This window comes from Cupriavidus sp. SHE (assembly GCF_000812445.1).
Lineage (GTDB): Bacteria > Pseudomonadota > Gammaproteobacteria > Burkholderiales > Burkholderiaceae > Cupriavidus > Cupriavidus metallidurans.
The window spans coordinates 38241-59412 of record NZ_JWMB01000051.1 but is presented as its reverse complement, the minus strand read 5'-3'; the positions used below and the strand labels follow the sequence as shown (position 1 = coordinate 59412).

20 protein-coding genes are annotated in these 21172 nt (G+C 59.3%); 16 read left to right on the top strand and 4 right to left on the bottom strand.

Annotated elements, in window-relative coordinates; all coding sequences use genetic code 11:
* Window positions 1-2 precede the first annotated feature (2 nt).
* The 9 genes from RN01_RS25195 (at window position 3) to RN01_RS25155 (ending at window position 10142) form a co-directional block, all read left to right on the top strand.
* Window positions 3-425 carry a lytic transglycosylase domain-containing protein gene (locus tag RN01_RS25195; RefSeq protein WP_035882538.1) on the top strand — a complete coding sequence of 141 codons (423 nt, stop codon included), beginning with the start codon at window positions 3-5 and terminating at the stop codon, window positions 423-425.
* Window positions 426-453: 28 nt separating this feature from the next.
* Window positions 454-1110 (top strand): TcpQ domain-containing protein, encoded by a 657-nt coding sequence (locus RN01_RS25190; protein ID WP_035882500.1) that lies wholly within the window; start codon window positions 454-456, stop codon window positions 1108-1110.
* 8 nt (window positions 1111-1118) lie between these two features.
* Complete coding sequence (locus tag RN01_RS25185) at window positions 1119-2927, top strand: pilus assembly protein PilN (RefSeq protein ID WP_035882498.1); 1809 nt, start codon at window positions 1119-1121, stop codon at window positions 2925-2927.
* Between the two features lie 109 nt (window positions 2928-3036).
* A complete protein-coding gene (locus tag RN01_RS25180) occupies window positions 3037-4380 on the top strand; it encodes a type 4b pilus protein PilO2 (protein ID WP_035882496.1) in 1344 nt (447 codons plus the stop codon).
* Window positions 4381-4389: 9 nt separating this feature from the next.
* The gene (locus tag RN01_RS25175) at window positions 4390-5040 is read left to right on the top strand and encodes a hypothetical protein (protein ID WP_051705371.1); all 651 of its coding nucleotides are present in this window, start codon (window positions 4390-4392) and stop codon (window positions 5038-5040) included.
* 10 nt (window positions 5041-5050) lie between these two features.
* Entirely contained in the window at window positions 5051-6847 is a 1797-nt protein-coding gene (locus tag RN01_RS25170) for an ATPase, T2SS/T4P/T4SS family (protein ID WP_231582310.1), read from the top strand.
* 1 nt (window position 6848) lies between these two features.
* Window positions 6849-8072 (top strand): pilus assembly protein TadE, encoded by a 1224-nt coding sequence (locus tag RN01_RS25165; protein WP_231582309.1) that lies wholly within the window; start codon window positions 6849-6851, stop codon window positions 8070-8072.
* Between the two features lie 20 nt (window positions 8073-8092).
* The gene (locus RN01_RS25160) at window positions 8093-8719 is read left to right on the top strand and encodes a pilus assembly protein PilS (RefSeq protein ID WP_035882495.1); all 627 of its coding nucleotides are present in this window, start codon (window positions 8093-8095) and stop codon (window positions 8717-8719) included.
* A 136-nt stretch (window positions 8720-8855) separates the two neighbouring features.
* A complete protein-coding gene (locus tag RN01_RS25155) occupies window positions 8856-10142 on the top strand; it encodes a hypothetical protein (RefSeq protein ID WP_051705370.1) in 1287 nt (428 codons plus the stop codon).
* Window positions 10143-10206: 64 nt separating this feature from the next.
* Here RN01_RS25155 and RN01_RS25150 read toward each other — a convergent pair whose 3' ends face one another.
* The 4 genes from RN01_RS25150 to RN01_RS25130 all read right to left on the bottom strand — a co-directional run bounded on the left by RN01_RS25150 (window position 10207) and on the right by RN01_RS25130 (window position 14162).
* Complete coding sequence (locus RN01_RS25150; protein WP_035882494.1) at window positions 10207-11031, bottom strand: hypothetical protein; 825 nt, start codon at window positions 11029-11031, stop codon at window positions 10207-10209.
* An 84-nt stretch (window positions 11032-11115) separates the two neighbouring features.
* On the bottom strand, window positions 11116-11322 hold the full coding sequence (locus tag RN01_RS25145) for a YqaE/Pmp3 family membrane protein (protein ID WP_035882492.1): 207 nt from the start codon (window positions 11320-11322) through the stop codon (window positions 11116-11118).
* Window positions 11323-11750: 428 nt separating this feature from the next.
* Window positions 11751-12878, bottom strand: a complete 1128-nt coding sequence (locus RN01_RS25135) for a FlhC family transcriptional regulator (RefSeq protein ID WP_160172192.1) — start codon at window positions 12876-12878, stop codon at window positions 11751-11753.
* Between the two features lie 60 nt (window positions 12879-12938).
* The gene (locus tag RN01_RS25130; RefSeq protein ID WP_152564872.1) at window positions 12939-14162 is read right to left on the bottom strand and encodes a hypothetical protein; all 1224 of its coding nucleotides are present in this window, start codon (window positions 14160-14162) and stop codon (window positions 12939-12941) included.
* Between the two features lie 594 nt (window positions 14163-14756).
* Here RN01_RS25130 and RN01_RS25125 point away from each other — a divergent pair.
* The 7 genes from RN01_RS25125 to ltrA all read left to right on the top strand — a co-directional run bounded on the left by RN01_RS25125 (window position 14757) and on the right by ltrA (window position 21078).
* A complete protein-coding gene (locus RN01_RS25125) occupies window positions 14757-15074 on the top strand; it encodes a hypothetical protein (RefSeq protein WP_035882489.1) in 318 nt (105 codons plus the stop codon).
* 99 nt (window positions 15075-15173) lie between these two features.
* Window positions 15174-15614: a hypothetical protein gene (locus RN01_RS25120; protein WP_035882487.1), complete on the top strand. Its 441-nt coding sequence runs from the start codon at window positions 15174-15176 to the stop codon at window positions 15612-15614.
* A 5-nt stretch (window positions 15615-15619) separates the two neighbouring features.
* On the top strand, window positions 15620-16411 hold the full coding sequence (locus RN01_RS25115) for a hypothetical protein (protein ID WP_035882486.1): 792 nt from the start codon (window positions 15620-15622) through the stop codon (window positions 16409-16411).
* Between the two features lie 13 nt (window positions 16412-16424).
* Complete coding sequence (locus RN01_RS25110) at window positions 16425-16949, top strand: single-stranded DNA-binding protein (protein ID WP_035882485.1); 525 nt, start codon at window positions 16425-16427, stop codon at window positions 16947-16949.
* Window positions 16950-17181: 232 nt separating this feature from the next.
* Window positions 17182-18273 (top strand): primase-helicase zinc-binding domain-containing protein, encoded by a 1092-nt coding sequence (locus tag RN01_RS25105; RefSeq protein ID WP_035882531.1) that lies wholly within the window; start codon window positions 17182-17184, stop codon window positions 18271-18273.
* Window positions 18274-18377: 104 nt separating this feature from the next.
* Window positions 18378-18590, top strand: coding sequence for a hypothetical protein (locus RN01_RS25100; protein WP_035882484.1), 213 nt, complete (start codon window positions 18378-18380; stop codon window positions 18588-18590).
* A 598-nt stretch (window positions 18591-19188) separates the two neighbouring features.
* Entirely contained in the window at window positions 19189-21078 is a 1890-nt protein-coding gene (ltrA, locus tag RN01_RS25095; RefSeq protein ID WP_231582307.1) for a group II intron reverse transcriptase/maturase, read from the top strand.
* Window positions 21079-21172: the final 94 nt, after the last annotated feature.

The following is a 21172-nucleotide window of genomic DNA, read 5'->3' as shown; positions in this document are numbered from 1 at the left end:
TGATGCTGCGCGCTACCTTCTGGCTCGTTGCGAGCATGGCCGCCACCGGTGTGGCGCAAGCCGACTGTCTTGAAGATGCGGCGGCATATCACCGAGTGAGCCCTTTGCTGGTGCGCGGCATCGCACAGACCGAATCCTCCATGCGCTCGTGGGTCACGAACCGGAATGCGAACGGCAGTGAGGACATTGGTCTCATGCAGATCAACTCCGCGCACCTTCCCCGACTCGCGCGATACGGCATTTCACGCCAAAGCCTGTTCGACCCATGCACGAACGCTTACGTGGGCACGTGGATTCTCTCCGACTGCATCAGTCGCTATGGCGAGACTTGGACTGCTGTTGGTTGCTACAACGCCGGCAGTTCGGATAAGCGTTTGCGCTACGCGAATCGCGTGTACCAGGTGCTGCAGTCGCTCGGCAAATAACTCTATCGAATTCAAACGGAAATCAGCTATGCACCAGCCTCGATCGATGTCCCGGATGCTCCGGGTCCTGCTGAGCGGCACCGCCGCCATTGCGGTATGCACCCATGCTGCCGTACCCGGTTCCTCACCGTTCGGTACGAATGCGCCGGGCAATTTCGAGCCCACGAAACCGTTGTCTGGTGGCGGATGGCAGTTGCTGTCGGACCGTCGCCTTCCCACGCAGGGTACGCAGGGCACGCAGGGCACGCAGGGCACGCCGGGCACGCCGGGCAAGTCCGTGGCACCGACCCCTGCGGTAGCTCAGGCGAGCGCCGAGGCTGTGCAATCCCTTCCTGCCCCGGACGTATCGGCCACGGGTGCTGTGCCGCAGGCAGTGGCGACGCCGATTGCAGCCACTCCTGTGCCGGGTGGCCCCCGTGACTGGGTCGTCTCGGCTGCCGACGTGAACTATCGGCTCCTGATCGAGAAATGGGCACGCGACGCTGGCTGGACCGCTGCTCCGTGGGAACTGGACCAGGACGTGGAGATCGGCGGTACGGATTCTTTTAACGGCGAGTTCAAGGCGGCTGTCCGCCGCGTCCTATCCGCGACGGAGATGACCGACTACAGCCTGAAGCCATGTTTCTACTCCAACAACTATGTCCGCGTGGTGAAGCTCACCACGAAGTGCGACCCGTCAAAGTGAGCTAACCCATGAAGCTGGCCCGCATCTTCCGACCCGTCACCGGCGCAGTGCTTGTTTGCTCGACGTTGGCCGGCTGCGTATCGCCGAACCTCGTAAGGGACGTTCGCCAGACGACCGACGATACGCGCGCACAGGTTACTCAGACCACCGAGGACCTCTATGCCCGCATTCGCCGTGATCGGGCAGTGGTGGAGGCCGAACAGGAGGTGGCCCGGCCGTTCCTTGCTGGCAAGCGCGTGGCTGTGGCTCGCAATGTGACGCTGCCGCTGCCGCTGCGCGACAAGGTCGACACGATGGTGATGTTTCCTGAGCGGACGATGCCGCTCGCAGTTGTCGCGCAGCGCATCACCATGTCCACGGGCATCCCGGTCAAGATCGATTCGGATGTGTACCTGCCGGCGAACGTCCTGATGCCGCTTTCGCTTGGACCGCAGGCGCAGCAAGCGATGCGGGCAACTCCGGCAAACGGGACGCCGGCTGGTTCGGCACTTGGGGCGGCGCCTGCGCTTGGCGGACCGTTGCCCGCAGCTTTGACTGCCGGCGGCTTGACACCCACGTCCAGTGTTCAGGCGACACCGCTGATGGAGAACGCCCTGAATGTGGAGTTCAAGCACAGCGAAAAGATGCCGCTGGCGACCATGCTGGATCTGGTGGCTACGCGTCTGGGCATCAACTGGGAGTTCATTCCCTCCAAGGGCGTGATTCGCTTCTACAGGCTGATGACGAAAACGTGGCAACTTCCGATCCAGCCTGGTACCAATTCGTTCACGACCGAGTTCAAGCAGACGTCGCAAGGCTCAGGCGGCACGGGCACCAACGGCGGCTCAAGCTCGCAGCAGATCGACGCTGCGGCCAAGGCCGAACTCAAAGAGCTCGATGACATGGAGGAGATCAAGAAGAGCCTCCGACCAGTACGGACCATGGTTGGTGACCTCGACCTGAACCGTGGTACCGGCTTGCTCACTATGCGGGACACACGTGAGGCGGTGGAGGCGGCCGACGAGATCGTGCGCCGGCAGATCGGGATCTACTCACGCATGGTCACACTGAACTTCCAGATGGTAGACCTGACCGTCGCCGACAACGGCGAGGCGGGCGTGGACTGGAATGCCGTGCTGACCAAGGCCCTCGAGAACATCCCGGGGTTCACTCTGACCGCCATGTCGCCGGCTACGCTGGTCTCTAGCGCCGCAGGAAACTTCGGCTTGACGATGAATTCAGGCGGCTTTGCGGGTACACAGGCCATTGTGAGCGCACTGAAGCAGTACGGGTCCGTAACGTCCTCGGTCACGATCCCCATCTCGATGCGCAATCGTCACGCGTTCCAGTACAACAACCGGCGGACGTTCTCGTATGCATCGAGCACGACGCCCGCCGCAACTACCGCAGGAGGAACAGGTGGTATTCCCGGCATCAGCACCTCTGTCGCAACGGTAGGCTTCAAGTTGCAGGTGTACGCCGATGCAACCACGCGCGACGACGTGAACCTGCAGATTGCATTCGATCAGTCGAAGCAGGACGGTCCGCTGGAGAAATTCACGTCTGGGCAAGGTGCGAATCAGCAGACGATTCAGAACATCAACATCGTTGCCAAGGGAATCCCAAAGCAGGATTTGATCGTGCGCAACGGCCAAACCGTGGTGATGACCGCCTTTGCGCAAGATGACACACAGCTGACCGAGCGCACGCTGGGCGAATCACTGCCGATGGTGCTTGGCGGCTCACGCACGGTATCCAAGACACGCACCTTCACCGTCGTCTTTGCGACTGTGATGGTGCAGGACCAGGGCGAGCCTACCGCTCAGCAAGGCGTCTGACCATGAAGCGATCCCGACAGTTCTCCGCCGATATCGCGCGTCAGCACCGCGACAGCGGCAAGCGGCTCGGTACTTCAGCCGCCTGGATTCGCGCTCAAGGGGTGTCTCAATGATCCTCGATATCCACGGGAAGAAGCTCGTCTTCGGCATGCAGTGGCGCACCCTGACCGGGAGCGGCACGCCGACGACTCTCGCGGCGAACATCGCCCGGGAGGTCAGGGCGGCACGAATTTGGCACGAGGACCAGGCGCTGCATTTGGGGTATCTGAACGATGCCGATGCAGATGCGAAGATCAAGGACAAGCTTTACTCAGCAGCAGCCGCGCTTTCTCGGGTGCCAGAATTGGTGCCCAACGCATTGTTTGTTTTTCGCTTTGATCATGCTGGCGGTCCTCCCCTATACCTGGTCTGCGGGGTTATCAAGGGGCGGCCGCGCGTCGGTTTTGATCAGGTAGTTTCTGACGAGCGGACGCTTTCGGCGCTTGTAGCAGATTTCCCGACGAAGTGTGACGGCGAGTTCAAACTCGTCGGCAATATGTCGGAGTTGCTCCCGCTGTTTCCGCAGGATCGCCGAATCTCCCACGTTGAATTCGACCTGGCAAAGCTAGTCGAGGTTGCTGGGCCATCGGCTGTCCTCAAGAAGCCGCGTGCGACGACGCAACGCAAACAGCTGCTGATCGTTGCGCTGCTGGCTGCAGTCGGCACCGTGGGTTGGAAGTATGGCAAGGCCGAGTATGACGCCTATCAGCTCCGGATGCATCCGCCGCCGCCGCAGAAAACGCCGGCGGAACTATATGCAGACGACTTGGCTTTGCGCGGCTCGGCACCCATTGCTCCAGCCGCGACAGCGCTCCCAGCGTTTGCGCGGTGGTTCGAAACCGTCGCTCAGCTGTCGGTTGGTGGTTGGACCCTGTCGTCTATCAAGTGTGAGCAGCTTGTCACGCCGGAAGCTGACTGCTCGGTCTCGTATGTGATCAAGGATTCAACACGTGGGGCGACGAACCGGACGTTCCTGGAGGCCATTCCCGATTGGGCATCGAGCCCGAGGTTTCAGAACGGGGACACCGCCGTAGAGGTCGCGGCAAAGGTGAGGCTCGGCGAAGCACAACGGCTCGTCAGTGTCATCGAGCATCTGCCTACCTCGATGTCCCTGCGGGCGGATTTCGGATCGCAACTTCAGTTGCTTCGGCCGGTCGCGGGCAAGGCGGCATTGGAGGATTTCGCGTTCTTCGGCTTGGTTCCGCCGCAGGGATCGGCATCGATTGAGCACCCGGTCAAGGCCGCGGGGTGGGAGATCTCCGGGCCACTGCGCAATGTCACCGAGTTCAAGACGTTCCCGCCTTCTGTGGTGGCGAAGTTCGTTGAGATCAACGTCAACCTTGCCGCCTCGCCAGATCTCAAGCAATCGAAGTTCATGTTGATCGCGAAGGGCGACGCATACGCCCGCGACTAAAGGATATCCATGCGCAACGCACGAATTATCGGCCGCACGCTGGCCACGATCATTGGCATGGCCGTTATTGGCGGCGCCTATGCAGACGACGACAAGACCATTACGCAGAAGCTAGTCGAGGCCGATGGGCGCATTGCCCTGCAGAAGATGGAGCAGGACTTGAACAAGGGAGCACCTCCGGCTGCAGTCTCCGCTGCTCCAACGCCTGCCCAGGTCAAAGCAGTGGCCGACCGCTCAAAGGCACGGACGATCGCGCTCTACGGTGTCGACGGCCGCGCAGCAGGTGGTAAGTTGTCTTTGCGTAGCTACGTTCAATGGGGCGGTGAAATATGCGCGGCCAGGGTCGGTGGACAGTGCCGTGGCTACGCCGTAGGCGCCATCACGGAACGCGGTACGACGCTGGCCAAGGGCAAGACCACAGTCTTTGCGCCGTATGAGCAGGACGATACGGTGAACCTGGTCGAACAACGTCCACAAGGCGAGGCCCCGACTGCTTCTCGTGCTGCCGGACCCTTGCCGCCACAAGGATCGACGCCCCCGGGCTTTACGCCGTTGATTCCTACGCAGCCATCTCCGTCGCCGACGCCCGCAGTCCCGGCTACGCCAGCGGTGGCGCCTGCGCCTCTTCCGGCCGGATTCCCGTCTGTGGCGCAGCGCTGAGGAGCTCGAAATGATGGGACTGTTCAGCAAAGCCGAGCGGCCGAAGCCCGGCGGCGGCATAAACGGTGTGACGGTGCTCACAGGCAATGGCGCATCGATCATTCCGGCGCCCCCGGTTGAGCCTACTCTCGCGCCACCGCCAGCTGCCGCGACGGAAATTGGTACCGCCGACGACTTGCCTGTGTTCCTCAGCACGTTGTATGAGGAGCTGAACTTGTCCCAGTCGCTTCGCCATTCGGTCTGTCCGGTGCTGGTATCTGAGGGAAGTAGTCAAGCGGGGCGCGGCACATTTGCGGTGATCCTGACTCGTGAGATGGTGAACTCGGATGTAACCGAGGAGATCCTGCGTCAGTTGCGTCTGCGGTATGACGCGGCAAGCCCCATGCTGCATGTCGCGGCACCGCAGGTCATGGTGACGCTCTCGCGTGGCGGCGTCGATCCGATAGGCGTGGCGGATGGAACGCCATCGGCGGGGCGCAGGCCTGCCAGCGCGTTGTGGCACAACTACGAGGCCATCCTGCGCTTCACGCTGCGCGAATCGGCGTCCGACATCCACTGGGAGATCGTTGACCAGGGGACACACTCGCAGATCCGCTTCGCTATCGACGGTTACCTCGTTGATCCTCCTGAATTCCGGTTGGAAACAGGGGTGCTACTGGACACTCTGTCGCACATCTTCCAGAAGGGGAAAGGCGGTTCTCACAACGCGTTCTCGCGAGCCTTGCCGCAACAGACGAGTATCCGTACTCGTATCGATGGGCAGAGCGTCGTGTGCCGCTGGGCATCAGCCCAAAGCGTCAATGGGCATGTGACTGTGATGCGGGTCCATCGAGAAGAAGCACAGACTCGGATTCTCGACTTTGTGGAAGATCTGGGTTACTTCCCCCAACAAGCATCGTTGCTCGATCGCTGCACGCTGAATCTCGGTGGCGGAACGGTATTTGTTGGGGTTGTGGGATCGGGAAAGACGACGTCGGCACAAGCTGTCATGCAGCGGTTGCCGGCGTGGATGAACAAGATGACGGTGGAGGATCCGGTTGAGCTGATCGCACCTGGCACGCACCACTTCTCTGTCTCCCGGACGCTGGACAGCGGCAATCGTGATGAGGACCCCTTCATTGCGATGAAGCGACAGATCAAGCGCATGAACCCTCATTTCGTGATGGTGGGTGAGTTGCGCGACCACGAGTCTGCTGGACTATTCCGTGACGTCGCCGGCGCGGGCCTGCGGGCGCTCACGACCGTCCACGCCCCGAGTGCACTGACGGCTCCGGACCGGTTGTCTGATGGTGAGTTGCGCATCCCACGCAGCGTGCTGGCGACGCCCGGCTTTATCAACCTCTACGTCTACCAGGCACTTCTGCCGAAGACATGCGAATGCGGCCTGCATGGTGCACAGATGAAGAATGTCCTGGGCGCGGACAAGCTCCAGCAGATCGAGCGGCTGTTCGGTTTTGATGTGGAGGGCATTCGCTTGCGCAACCCGGATGGGTGCGAACTCTGCGCGCGCCCGAACCTTCCGGACCTTAATGGCGCCCGCGGCCGCACCGTCGTGGCCGAAATGTTCGAGCCGGATGAGCAGGACCTTGTCTACATCCGCGACGCCATGAACATCGAACTGGCAGCGTATCAACGCACCAAGCGCACCACGGGATTCGATGTGCCAGACAGCACTGGCAAGACCGTTTTCGAAGTGGCTATGTACAAAGTATTCGCGGGAATCATTGACCCGCGCGAGGCGGAGCGAATCACGTCGCTGGATGCCTACGAGGCCAAACGCCAGCGGGAACTGCAACGGAGGAGCTGACGTGATCAAGTTGATGCATCGCCTTGGCGATTTCGTGCAGCGCCGGATATTCGGTCCCGGCCTGCGGACTGGCGACCGTGTTTTCGCCGATCGGCTCTTCTGGGCCAAGTTCCGTTTCCGGGCAGAGCGTGGCACCTACTACAGTGCGCTGGCCAAGCGGATTGCCGCCATGCCAGGCGAGCCGATCTCAAATTTCTTTGCCAAAGACGCAGCGCGCCGGGCAGGAGAGCCACTGGGACGACTCTCGGCACACTGGCTTGCCCGTTTCGAAGGCTTCGATGGCGAAAAGCAGCAATCCACTGTAACGGAGATCTTCCGCGGCACGGTGCCGGATGAGGATATTCCCATTCTCGCCGTCGCGGAACAGGGGGGTGACATTCGGGAGGGTCTGGAGACGCTGGGTTCAAATCTGCTTGCGCTAAAGGAAGCGCGTACGGGCATGGTGACGATCCTGACCGGGGTGCTCTTCACGTTCGTGATCCTCCATATCTACCTGGCCACGATGGCGTTCTACGCTGGCCCGAAACTGGAGAAGTCGTTTCAGACACTGTTGGACCCGAGTCAGTATGGCCCGCTTGGCACTGCCTTCCACGCTGGTACGACGTTCCTGCGGCATTGGGGCTGGCTCGTTCTCGCCGCTGAGATGTGGTGCGTCGTATGGATGTCGAGAGCGATGACGCGGTATGTCGGCAAGCATCGCGGCTGGATGGACCGGAACCTACTCCCCTTCGATTTCTTCCGCCGCTTCCAGGGCGCCCAGTTCTTCGCGGGCCTGTCTGCCGTGACAAAGCGCGTTGGTGGTGACCGGAAGAGTCTGTCGGCCGGCTTGGCCCTCATGCGGGACAACGCATACCCCTACTTGGCCTATCACATTGAGCGCATCGAGCTGAACCTCGAATACATCCCCAACGAGGGAGGGAAGGTATTCGACACCGGTCTCTTCGACAAGGACACCAGCTTCGAGATCCAGGATATCGCCGAGTACCAGGAAGACCTCTCGAAGATGCTGAGCACGGTGGCGGCGAGCATGCTCAAGGACACGCCAGTGCAGATGCTTCGTCGGGCTTCTGCCTTTAACCGGCGCATGTCCGTGATCATGGCCTTTCTAATTACCGGTTTGTCTTTCACCCCCTTCTTCATTGCGATGGAGATGAAGGGACGTTCTCAGATTGTCGGCATGTCCAAGCGAATCGGCACGCCGGCGCCCGTAACCACCCAACCCTGATTACCCCAAGGAGAATCGCTATGACCCAGCAGATCAATGAGCATAACATCGCGGCCAACACCGAAGCTGCGGTCGACTATGTCGAGCACTTGAAGGCGGAGAAGCACGGGCCAATTCGCTCGAACAGCCGCTTCCGCCGCCAGCGTGGCGCCGGCATTATTGAGGAATACGGCATCTACCTCCTCGTCGCCGGCATTGTCCTGATTGCGGTACTGGTGGCATTTGCCCGCACCCTGACCGACACCGAAGTGCAGCAGCTGACTTCGGAGCTCAATTCGGTCGTGGGCAAGACCAAGGCGACATACCGTGGTCAGTACAGCAAGGTCTCGATGACCGGCCTCATCAACAACGGCATCTTCAAGGACCTGACCACGATGACGGTTTCGGGCACCAATGTGATCGTGCAACCGGGCGGCGCTCAGCTGGCTGTTGCACCGGCGCAGCTTCTGAGTGCCAATGACGCCATTCAGTGGACCCTGTCTCAGCAACCGGACGCAGCTTGCAGCGCAATTGTCGCAGCGTATCAGGGCAGCGCCGGGAAGATTGTGGTGAACGGTACGACGGTGAAGGCCGTCGGCGGTGCCGTCGATCCGTCGCAGATTACCTGCGGCGGCGGAAACAACACGATCAACATTACTGTCGCCTGACGACGCGATCGAGCCGAAAGAGGTGCCAATTTGGCGAGCTTTCGGCAGAAACTTCCACGCGAAACGGGCGCACAGTAGTGCAGCTTGACGACCCGGCCACCTCTGGCCGGGTTTCGCTTATTCGGAGAGCCAAACGATGCTGATGACCGATGCGGCATTCCAGCTGACCATTTCGGCAGTTGGGCTGGCCACAATGATTGCGACTACCAACAGTGCCATCGACGACGCGTTGGCGATGGGAACCGGCCAGTACATGACCAACGTCGGGCAGGCTATCAACACTTACGTGTTCGATAACATGACCGTGCTGGCGACTAGCCCCAACGGACCAACGCTCATTACGGCCGGCAGCGTAACGGCCGTGGTGCAGAACCCTCTGCATCCAACGATTCAAGACCTGGTGAACCTCAAGCTGTTGCCCATCGGCTTCAGCGACACAAGCCCACTGGGCATCTCCTTCAAAGCTGACCTGGTTCCGACAAACTGTTCTGCGGGGCTGACGAACTGCACGATCCCCGGCCAACTGTACTCGACCGTCGCCTACCGGGACGCTTCCGGTGCTATCCGGTCGGACTTGATGGCGGCCGCAGTACAGGCGGCCGGTGCAGATGGCGGAGCCTCGTACGCCGATACGCCGGGAGTCATTACTGGCATGGCGGCGAACTGGAGTGCGGCGAATCCATTGCCGGGAGGCCCCGCCGGCGTCCTAATGATGCGGGTTGGCAATACCTCGTTGCTGGCGCAATCCATGAACCAGTTCTACAAGCGGGACGGCTCGCTAAACCTGACTGGTCCGATGGATGCGAACAATCAGGCGATGAATCGGGTTGGGAATCTTCAGTCGAACGGGTCGGTTTCCGCAAATGGAAACGTAGCGGCAGGGGGGAGTGTGTATGCCGCAGCGGTAGCGGCGACAGGCAGTGTCTCTGCTGACGGTAACGTCTCAGGGAATGGTGTTTACGGAAACGGCGTCTACGGAAACTATGTTCAATCGAACGGAAGTGTTGTTGCGGTCGGATCCGTCGTCGGCAACCAGGTTACATCGAATGGCAATGTGACAAGCGCCGGGAACATGGTGGCAAGCGGCTACCTGTATGCTGCGGGTGCCCTTGTTCCATCCATAGGTGGGGGGCAGCAAGTGTCGGATGGGCAGCAGTGCTGGGATCCGCAAGGCTCAATTCGCAGCGATCCGAACGGGAAGACGATGTCCTGCCAGAACGGATATTGGCGTTCGGCTGGCGGAACTTCGCAGGGCCAAGTTACTGGCTTTTGGAGTGGATGGTCTGGCATTTGGCTCGTCAAAGGAATCTGCATCTCGTGGCCTGGAGGAACCGGCTGGGATGATACTGGTTCAATACAAGCATGTCCTGTCGGCTCAGTTTTCCAGATAACTAGCCAGGTCGGTGGTACAGGCGGCAGCTAAAGATAAGTACATGAATAAAAAGGGAGCCCGTAGGCTCCCTTTCCCTTACTCAGGCTCAGGCCGATCACTGGCACTTCAGAACGACAAGGCCCGTGACGTCGCCGCTAGACGGCGTAGGCATCGCGTAGCCGAAGGCGAGATACGGCTGCGTTTGCGACGTACCGAGAGTTTGCACGTGATGAAGGACGCCATTGCTTTGGAAGACCCCGTTCAGGATTGTTCCGTTCACGGTCGCGGTGGCGTGAGCGTCCGAGCCGATCGCCACGTCAAGGCTGATGGTTTGGAGCGTTGGGCCATTCAGATCGATCGTCGCCGTTGCCGAGTTTACTTTTCCGGGCGTGAAGTTGCCCGATACAGCCGTCGGGCTCGTCGATGCCACAAGGGCGCAAGCCAGCGTCTTCCCAATGCCCAGCACTTGCTGGATCTTCAGGGGCTTGCCCACGGCATAGTGCTCGCCAAGGTTGACGCTCGCGCTGCCGATTGTCGACGAGCCGTCGGTCCAACGACCAATAGCATAATCACCGTTACCAGCGACGTCGACGATCTTGCCTGTGGCAAGGGTAATAAGGCTATTGGCATCGATGCCGACTTGCGTGTACGCCCCTTCAGGGGTGGACTTCTGAAACTGCGCCGGGAAGGCGTTGCTTGCAATTGCCTGCGGTGCTGGCTTGGTCGATGTTTCAGTGTGGGGCACAAAGATCACTGCCAGCGGATCGCCACTAATGGCCGTCGCGCTACCTTGGACCGTGATGGTAGGCGCCGGCGCTGGGGGCGTCGGCGTGCTCGGCTGGGTAGCCGGAGCGCTATCACCGCCACCACCACCACCGCAGGCGGCGAGTGCGAGCAGGGCTGCAGCAGAAAGCATCGAGAGTGCGAATTTGGTTTTCATTTTTTCTTCCTCTGTTATTTGGATGATTCGGCGATTCAAACGAACCGCTTAATTTCATCCTACCGACTTATCTCGCATGTCAAGTTAGCGAGACTGGCGGCTGCGCCTGTTGAGCGCCGCCTCAATCTTCTTGTCGGTTTTGTATTGGCTAAGTGCGTAGGTGGACCAGATCGCGGCAGGAATCCAGCCAATCAACGTGATTTGCAGGATCAGGCAAATGATCCCGGCGAATGGGCGACCGATCGTGAAAAATTGAACCCACGGCAAGAAAATGGCAAGAAGCAGGCGCATCGTTGCAAGTAGCAAAAGTGGCAAAGCCCGGAAGCATACAGGAGGGCTCGTCCCTTTCATCGGCATCGAGGTGCCATTCTTTACCCTTCGTTGCGGGGGGTTAGGATGTGTAGAGCGTCTTGCCGCAGTGATTGCAGAGGTGGTAATGGCGGACAGTCAAGAACTCCTTCTGACGCCAGAGGCGAATGCTCCCGGAGCCGCAGTGAGCGCAACTGATTCCGCGGCTCGTCTTGCACTCTGGATGCGCCCGGAGATAGTCCTCAAGATTCGAGTACTTGCGATTTGGCAGTACTGCCATGGCGATGAGGCCAAAGAAGGAGGTGCAAAGGCAGATCGCAGCCCACTTGTACCGGTTTCTTCCAAATCGTGGTGCAAGCCACAGAGCGACCACTGCGGGCAGCCACAACAACAAGTACATATCCAATCCCCTATTTTTTCCGTTTGCGGGCCGCAGCGTGAGGGCCCCCGAGCGTGCCGCTGCAGCCCGGACACGAGAATGTGTGACTGAGCTCGATTCGTGGAGCGGCGTTCGCAATGAGGTACGGCGTCCTGCAGGCGCGGCAAGGCGACAATTCTAGCGTTGCCTCGGTGGAGAGCGTCCTACAGATGTGGCAAGCCCGATCGGCAGAGATTTTCGACGCGGTTCCGAAGAACTTGTCGAACAGGTCATACGCTGCGATCAATGACTCAGGCACGTTGGCGCCGAATGCCTGGGCGAACCGGTAAAGGGAGACGACTACGGTTGCCTGCAATCGATGGGTCGCGTGCTCGAAGTACCAGGCCGTCGATGTAGGAAGCTGTCCGGACGGCGAAGACTCGCCGTGAATCTGCTGGAACAGGCCCCGCGTGTAGGTTGGACTGGTTCCAAGCAATGAGGCAACAGTCGAGGCCCGGCATTTCTGTCGAATCAGGAGTTCGCAGTAGACCTTCTTGGGCATCGAGCTCAGGCCGAGCCGTGTCCAGCTATGCTTGCCGATCATCCTGTCCGCTCGCAGGGGAGTGGACATCAGGAAGTGGTGGGCCAGGGTCTCCGGAACGATACGGCCGGTGTCGAAGTCAATCCAGAAGGTCTTGCTGTTCAGGCGCCATTTGAAGATGGGGAAATCGACGCGAGCAATCGCCAGGTCGAGGACATGCTGGGGTAGCGATCGCAGGTACTCGGCCAGTTCCTTGGTGATGCCAAGCAAAGGCGCCGCCAGAATGCTGACATGGAGCAGCTCGACCATCAGCCAGATGTAGTGGCGATTGTTGTAGAAGAGGCGAAGCTTGTCGTCGTTGCTCCACGACGGCATGTTCGATCGCAGTGTGTCGATGGCCAACGTCGTTGTTGTGTTCTCGGCGAGGCTGCGCCAGTCCTGTACATCCATCAGCGTAGGCACGACGACAAGGAATGGCGTGCCCATCAGCTCGCGCTGAGTAGCCTCCGCTTTTCGGACTCGCTCAACTTCGCCATGCCCGATTTGAAGAACCGATTCGAGTTGCGGATGGTGAGCAAGGACCTCGGCCAGGTGATCGGTCAGGTGGTAGTTTGCAGAGCGAATGCGGTCACGCGTCATTCGCGTGATCTGAAGGCGTTCAAAGTCTGCGGTCGGAGATTGGAGTTGCATGGGAATCTATCAACGAGTCTTCAGGGCAGAGCGGATATCCGTGTGCAAGCGCGCCACGACACTGTCGAGGACCTTCAGGGTCGGGTGAAACTGCACAACGTTGCCGTCCCCTTGCACGACCATCTGCACGGCCAGTTGGGCACTTGCAAATGTCGAGACGATGGACTCGAACATGCTGACCAGCTTCGTCAGCTCGGCTTGCGCGTTTGTTCGGCTCTCGATAACCGATTGATGCTCGGAGATCTCGCTGCCGAGTTCGTCGCGTTTCTGCTGGAGGCTGGCGAGTTCGGCGTTCGCCGCGGCGATCTGATCGTTCTTGGCGGCGAGGGCATCCTGAAGAGACGCGAAGCCAGGAGGAATCACCTCGATTTCTACCGTTTCCGGCCTGGTGTGGGTCTTCGAGTAGGCAATTCTGTCCTGGAGTTCTCGTTTCTCGCGCTCGAGGTCATCGATCTGCATTTGCAGGCGGCTAAAGCTCGAGTTTTGGCGCGTCAGTTCCTCGCGAGCGTTGCTCAACGCAGTCCGATTCGCATCGGTTTCCTCGGTGAGGCGAGCAATTTCGGCATTTAGCTTGCGGATCTCGAAATCCTTCTCGGTGTTTTCCGCAACGGTGGTGGCGAGTTCGGCCGTCGTGATGTCCAGCTTGTTCTGCGTTTCGGAAAGGTCCTCCTGCTGGCTGCGCAGGCGCTTGACGAATTCCCGAATGTTGTCCCGGTGGAACGAAGGATCGTTTTCCTTGTACTCGATGACCGCGTCGATCTCCCCGTCTGTGTAGTCCTTGCGACGAAGGATCATCAGCTCGCCGACGTTCAGTTTGGAAAGTGCCCCGTTGTGGTTCAGGAAGCGACGGTACAGGTTCAGGTAAAGCTCCGCCTTGCTTGGGGTAAGGTCCAGAGCCTGCTCCGCGATCTGGCAAAAGAGGTCCCATCCGCGTGATCGTGCAGCCCGAGGGTCGCTGTAGTGGGCGTTCGCAAGGTCCGTGCTGCAGTCGTACATGGTCTGCAGGTCCGCGCCCATATCAATGATCAGGCGTGCGATCTTGTCCTGGGTGCGCCGGATGTTACGCACGCACTCCATGAGGCGGCTCAATACATCTTCGCTGACTTGGATGTCGCCGAAAGCCCCGCGCAGCGCTAGCTCCGCGCGTGCATCGTCGGGGCTTCCGGGAAAGCTGACGATATCGGCTCCGGCTGTGGCGGGCTCTGGAGGTCCTTTTTCTTTTCGTTGTGGCATGTTTCGCTCTCTAGATCGTGGTCCTGACAGCCAGCGTACCGACCAAAACGCCGTGTCAAGTTCTCGTGGAGATTACGAAACGAAGGAAGCGCGTGGCGGCGGGAAAGCTCGCATTTATCTAGCGGCTTTTACCGGGAGTGGCAGAAAGCTGGCTGCATTCCTGCTTCATATCGGGCCAGGAGTTGGCGGAATTTAGGGGGTTACCCCTACGGTCAGGGGTCGATATAAATAACAATAACGACAGATATAGACAAAACGTAATTCTGGTCTGGGGCCCCACGTCGCGTGAAATCTGAGCGCGCTCATCGGAATAATCCGGAAAGAGGGGGAGTTTTGGTGAGCTTTCTACCGCCTGCCTCCGGCACTCCACTCGTAGGATCAGAGCATCCCCGCGTCCAGTGACGCATCGAGTCGCAAAGCTCCCGTCAGAGCTTTGCCATCCTGCAGCCCCTCCCTTGCCAGCGCGTTTCCGCCATGCATTGAGCATGCCGAAAGCGTGTTTGCGCGCCTCTCAGGATTCCTTGCTCGTCGAGCATCGAATGATCGCCTGGCACCCGCCAGGAAACTCCCTTTCAACGTTTCTCGTGAGAAACCATGGAATCCTTTGCCGAGAACCTCATCAAGCGTCCTCTCAAACTTGCCGGACTCTGCGTCGTGCTGTATCTGGCTTCGCAGTCATTCCTTGTTGGTGTGTTTGTTGCCGCGGTCGCAATCTTCTTCCTGAAGGAGAAAGCGGTGCAGTGGAGCAAGGTTGTACCCGCCGCGCCGAAGGTCTCGATGCCGGAGCACGCCTCGTCGCCGAAGGCTGCTGCAGCGCAACCTGCCAAAGAAACAGAACCGACCGAACGCTTGTATGAGCGCACGGCCGTGGTTACACCCATTCGTCGTACCGGAACGCACGATCGTTCCTGATCCCATCGCCGCCCATCTTCTGGGCGGTCCTTTCCACCTGTCGCGGGTACTCGTTACCCGCCGGCTGGTGGGTCTCCGGGTATCCGCCTGGAGATCTTCATGACAACAGAGACAACAGGATGGCAGTTGGATTGCTTCAGCGAGCCAACTCCAATCGTTGTTCGACGGCCGAAGCGGCCCACGGCCGACACTTCGTCTTCCCCTTCGCAGTGGAGCGAGTCCGTCCGTGAGCAAATGGTCGATGCGCTTATCAGCCTTGCGTGCGACAGCCGCCACGGCGAGAACATGCCCGAGTCCCTAATCGACTGTGCCGAGTTGCTGCGCAAGCGCATACGGAATCACAGTGGCCTCGATCTCAAGGATTACAGGATGACGCTCGGCTGGATCTTCGGCTACTGGGGTGGCGCGCTGCCATACACATACGTTTGTGCAATCTGCGGGGTGAGCCCCGAAGTTCTGCAAGACGTGATCCTCAACAATGCCCGCCTGTCTGCCGATCTCGAAGAGGTTAGGCGGCAATGCTGCGGCGCCCTGATTTAGTACCTATGACACTGCTCAGTTTGATCAAGAATGCGGCGACTGCGCTTTGTGGCCTCGCCGCTCCTCAGCCGCAGTCGCCTCGGGATCATGAAATTCCGGTCGGCACTGGTGCCGACAATGAGTATCAGATCCTCATCTCTGGTGTGCCACATCTCTTTCTCGATGAAGGCGACCATGTTGTGCACTTCGTTGCTGTATTCGAGCGCCAGATGCAACACACATCGTTCGGGTGCAAGTTGCTTCCGGAGGTTGTACCGCGCTGGAGCAAGGTGGGGACACACCGGGGCAGCGGCGTCACGCCGCAATCAGTTGCGGAGGTCGTGATCGGCAAGCTCAAGGCCGACCCAGGCAGCAAATCGATCGGAAAGCCCACCGGCTCGCCGCATGGAGAGCCGGAAGTCTCATCTTCTATTGAGGCTCCCACTCGGCAGGCGATGCAAAAGAACGCTCAACCGAACCCTGGTCGAGCTTCGAATTCTACGTACACGGTGGGCACGCTTATCGAGTGGGGCGAGATGGAGTTCCCCAATCGCAAGCCGGGTCGCAAGAAGACCTACACATCCTTCGCGGTCAAGCTGAACACTGCTGAGGGTGAGAAGACCCTGCCAGGTGAAGGCCTCAAAGACGCACTGGCGAACGCAGGTTGCAAGATCGGTGATCGCGTCGCCATCAAACAGGTAGGTACCGAAAAGGTGCCTGCCTTTGACCAGAGAACCCGCCGCCCCATTCTTGACGACGAGACCGGAGAACAGAAGCTCTGGGATCGGAAGGTCTGGCAGGTCAATCACATTCATTAACAAGGAAGCATCAATGGCATCCGTCAATAAAGTCATCCTCGTGGGCAACCTCGGGGCCGATCCTGAAACTCGCTATATGCCCAGCGGCGACGCTGTTACCAACATTCGCATCGCTACGACGGATCGCTATAAGGACAAACAGTCCGGCGAGTTCAAGGAAGCGACCGAATGGCATCGCATTGCGTTCTTCGGCAAGCTTGCCGAGATCGCGGGCCAGTATCTGAAGAAGGGTTCCTCCGTCTACATCGAGGGCCGCATCCGCACCCGCAAATGGCAGGATCAGTCTGGCCAGGACAAGTACAGCACCGAGATCGTTGCCGATCAGATGCAGATGCTTGGTGGCCGGGGTGGTTCCTCGAGCGAAGGTGACGGCGGTGGTTATGGCCGTCAGCAGGACAGCGGCCAAGCCAGTGGAAATGATGGTGGAACTGGCAACGGATATGGCGGCGGTCAACGCAGTCAGAGTCAGAGCCGTCGCCAGCAACAGCCTGCACCGTCCAACGGTTTTGAAGATATGGATGATGACATACCGTTCTGACTGACAGAACGTGATTCCATAAAAATGCATTTAGGACAGCCCGCCTCGCGATATTCAGCGCAGGGGGCTGCTCCGCTTCTACGGCTCCGCGCCACTCTCTTTTCCCCAGTACGTTCGCCATGCTGAAAAGACATTCTGGCCCCTCGTGCGGCCGGGATGTCTTTTGAGCAAGCGTTTCCTCGCCTGTCTCAGGCATCGACCAACCACTCCCAACCGGAGTCATCCCATGACAATGAAGGACATTAGTGAAATTGTTGCGAGCTGGAAGTCCGATCAATGGGACGCTCTGGTTGCGCAGTACTTGCCGGCCGCTGTCCTCACCGACGCTTTCTGGCGAGGCCGCCCTGGCCCGTGTCCTCTTTGCGGAGAGGGTACGGACCGTTTTACCTACCATTGCAAACGCGGCCGCGGAGACTGGGTGTGTCGCAAATGCAATGCTGGCGGCCCTGCCGGCGGCGACGGCCTTGAGTTAGTTCGCCGATACACCGGCATGTCTTATTCCGAGCTGAAACGCCGGATGAATGGCGTATGCAGCGATCCGGTGGAGGTCAAGCAACCGCCCCCGAGCTACAGGCTTGCACGTAGGCAAGAGAACGACGTGAGCCCTATCGTGTTGATGAATCGAGTGATGAAGCAGGTCACAAGATCAGCACCAGTAACGCGCGGGGACCACGCTATGCAATACCTGGCCGGTCGAGTTCCTGGCCTGCGTGCGCCACTGCCGCAAGGATTGCGGCTGGGTATGCAGGATTACTGGCACGACGGGGAAATTCTCGGGAAATACCCCACGATCGTTGCAGAGTATCGGCTGCCAGATGGTCGGATTGCTACTGTGCACAGGACTACGCTAGATCCGGTTAAGCCGGAGAAAGCAACGGTCATATCGCGCCACGGAGAAATCTTGCCGTCAAAGCGAAACTATCCTGGAGCCTTGCCTCTGGATGGCGGTGCGGTGCGGTTGATGGCGCCTCGCAACGGCGAGATCGGCGTCGCTGAAGGTCTGGAGAATGCCTATGCCGCATACATGTTGTTTCATGTCCCGACCTGGTTCTGCCTGAACCGCGTCGAACTGAGCAAATTTGTGGTGCCGGAAGGTTTGGGCATTCACACGCTGCACATATTCGCGGACTTCGACAAGATTGATCCGAAGACCGGGAAATCGCCTGGTATGGCTGATGCGCTAACGCTCCAAAAGCGGGCGCGCGCGGCCGGGTTGAAAGTAGTGTTTCATCGACCCAAGGTGCGTGACACGGACTTCTGCGACGAGTGGAAGACTGTGTATCAGTTGCGCCAAATGTCCCAACCGGCTGCGATCGCGGCCTAGTCAATCGGCCACCGTTCGGTGGCCAGCCAATCTTAACCTCTGCCCTGTGGGTCCTCCCCACAGGGCAGGCTCCCCACGTGGCAGGATCTCTCAGGAGAAATCTCATGCTGCAGAAGGGCTTCATCGCGATTGTGAACAAACTTCAGATTCACGCAATGCGCATCGCCGGAGACGGCGAAGTACAGGCGAACCAATCCGACGCGCAGTTCTTTCATGTCTATCGAAAGGAGCCGTCCGGCGATCTGACGTTGGTCGAGCGCCAGCTTCCATTCGACACGGCATTCGATCTCTGCTTGACTCCAGCCACACTCCACTAAGTGGCAATTCCATTAACGCAAAGGCCCAGCATACGCTGGGCCTTTTTTCGTTGTGCGCCCAGCATGGGCGCACTCCTACGGGTGCAAGTCCCGTCATAAGCTGGTCACGGCGAATGAAGTGAAGCGCAACCGCATGAGGGTGACCGAGTGTGGGGAGGAAGCGTGGAGCGTAAATCGCGAGCCGATGGACAAGAACTGCATAGAAGGCGCTGCCGAGCAGGGCGAGCGGGCAACGAACCGCGAAGCTCTTGTGACCAAGGCGAAGTGGCGTAGATGCAGCGGCTGTGCGGTGAAGGAGTGCGTTCTTACCTGGGGACGCCCCGCCTTGTGCCTGAAAGGGCGACGGTGAGAATCGGAGCGGGGTCTCAGCAGAGGTCATAGTGTGCGACCTGCAAGTCGCTGGATTTTCTGTTTCACGGAGCATTGTTGCCTTGATGAAACCGGCTGTTCCATCAGCCGTTCCCTACCCGGACATGCGGAGCCGGTAACAGCTCGGTGTGAAGCTCTGGGGACAACGTAGCCACCGGAGATCCGGTACGCCGAACCGCGAGGCGAGGCGGAATCTGCCAGCACGAAGGCGGAGAGGAGCAAGGGATGATTGGGTACGACCAACGTATGTGAACTTCCGCTAAACGCCGTCACTCTGAACAAGCCAAACGTGCTGACAGGCTTGAACCAAAATGGTGTGCGGTTAGGAATGGCCCCTATTGTGTGGGTCATCATGGATGTCAAGCCGCCGGCGAATAGGAAGGGTCCGCCCCAGTCGGAAATTCTAGCGAAACAGGGTAAGCCCATAGTGCTGCCAGTAATGGCAGGCGAACCGCAAGGAACGCTGTTGGTGCTGTGGGTAAAGGAAGGCGGAGAAAGCGAACGCCCGGCTGTAATGGACGGGATACGGGCTGAAACATCGCCCGACGCGAAAGCGGGCAGACTTCCGCATGGTTATTCATGGCGAGAGAACTTTGACCAATCGTTATACGAGGAAAAGCAGATGACGGCGAGCGACGCGAAAGCGACCGGCGCTGGTGCGTCCTCGCGCGCGGCACAGATGTGGGATCAGGCCAACTGGTCTCACATTGAAGCCGAGGTGAAACGACTTCAGGTGCGTACCGCCAAGGCAACTCTGGAAGGCCGATGGGGCAAGGTGAAAGCTCTGCAACGTCTGCTGACCCGCTCGCACAGCGGCAAGATGCTAGCCGTGAAGCGTGTGACGGAAAATCGCGGTAAGAGGACGCCGGGGGTCGATGGCAGGATATGGACATCCCCGACGGCCAGATGGAAAGGAATGTCGTCACTGCGACATCGTGGCTATCGTGCGATGCCGCTGCGGCGCGTCTACATTCCCAAGAGTAATGGCAAGAAGCGTCCGCTGGGAATTCCCTGTATGCGGTGCAGGGCGATGCAAGTGTTATGGAAGCTCGCCCTGGAACCGGTCGCGGAGACCCTGGCGGATCCGAACTCCTATGGCTTTCGGCCCCGGCGTTCGACCGCTGATGCCATCGGGCAGTGCTTCAACGTTCTGGCCAAGCGTGTCTCGCCAGAATGGATCTTGGAAGGTGACATTCGAGGCTGTTTCGACAACTTCAGTCATCCCTGGTTCCTGGAGAACATACCGATGGATAAGGAGGTCCTTCGCAAATGGCTTCAAGCCGGATATATCGATGAGGGAACTCTGTTCGAGACGCGGGCTGGTACACCACAGGGAGGCATCATCTCGCCCGTGATCGCGAATATGGCGCTGGATGGGCTCGAAGCAGCAGTTCATGCAAGTGTGGGAACATCCAAACTTGCTCGCAGCAAGGCTCAACTCAACGTCGTCCGTTATGCCGATGACTTTGTGGTGACTGGCGCATCGAAAGATGTGCTGGAATCCCGGGTGCTTCCCGCGGTCAGGCGGTTTATGGCCGCCCGAGGTCTGGAACTCTCGGAAGAGAAGACCAGGATCACCAACATAGCGGAGGGTTTCGGTTTCCTTGGCCAAAACGTGCGCAAGTACGGCGGCAAGCTGCTGATCAAGCCAGCAAAGAAGAGCATCAAATCGCTGCTTGACAAGGTCAGGGGAATCATCAAAGGCAACGCGAGCGCCACTCAGGAAGCGCTGATACAGAAACTCAACCCGGTCATCCGGGGATGGGCAATGTATCACCGTCACGTCGTGGCAAAAGCAACCTTCTCGTTGGTAGATTCACACATCTGGCAACTGCTCTGGAAGTGGGCAAGACGCAGGCACCCCACGAAAGGGGCACGCTGGGTCCGGAAACGATACTTCCGGGTAGAGAGGCACCGCTCATGGGTCTTTGCTACAGAGAGCTCGACCTACGACAGTAGGGGCATTGAGCTCTTCCGCGCAATGACGATTCCGATTACAAGGCACGTCAAGATCCGGGGTGCGGCGCAGCCTTTCGATCCGAAGTGGGACACCTACTTGGCCCGCCGTCAAACTGCGAATCGCTCCGTCGAGTCGCCCGGTGCCACAGCGTGGTGCTGAAGAATGGCTTGAGCCGGATGCGGGGTGACCTGCACGTCCGGTTCTTAGGGGGCAGCGGCGCAGCAATGCGCTGCCGCTACCCGACAGTTGGAGG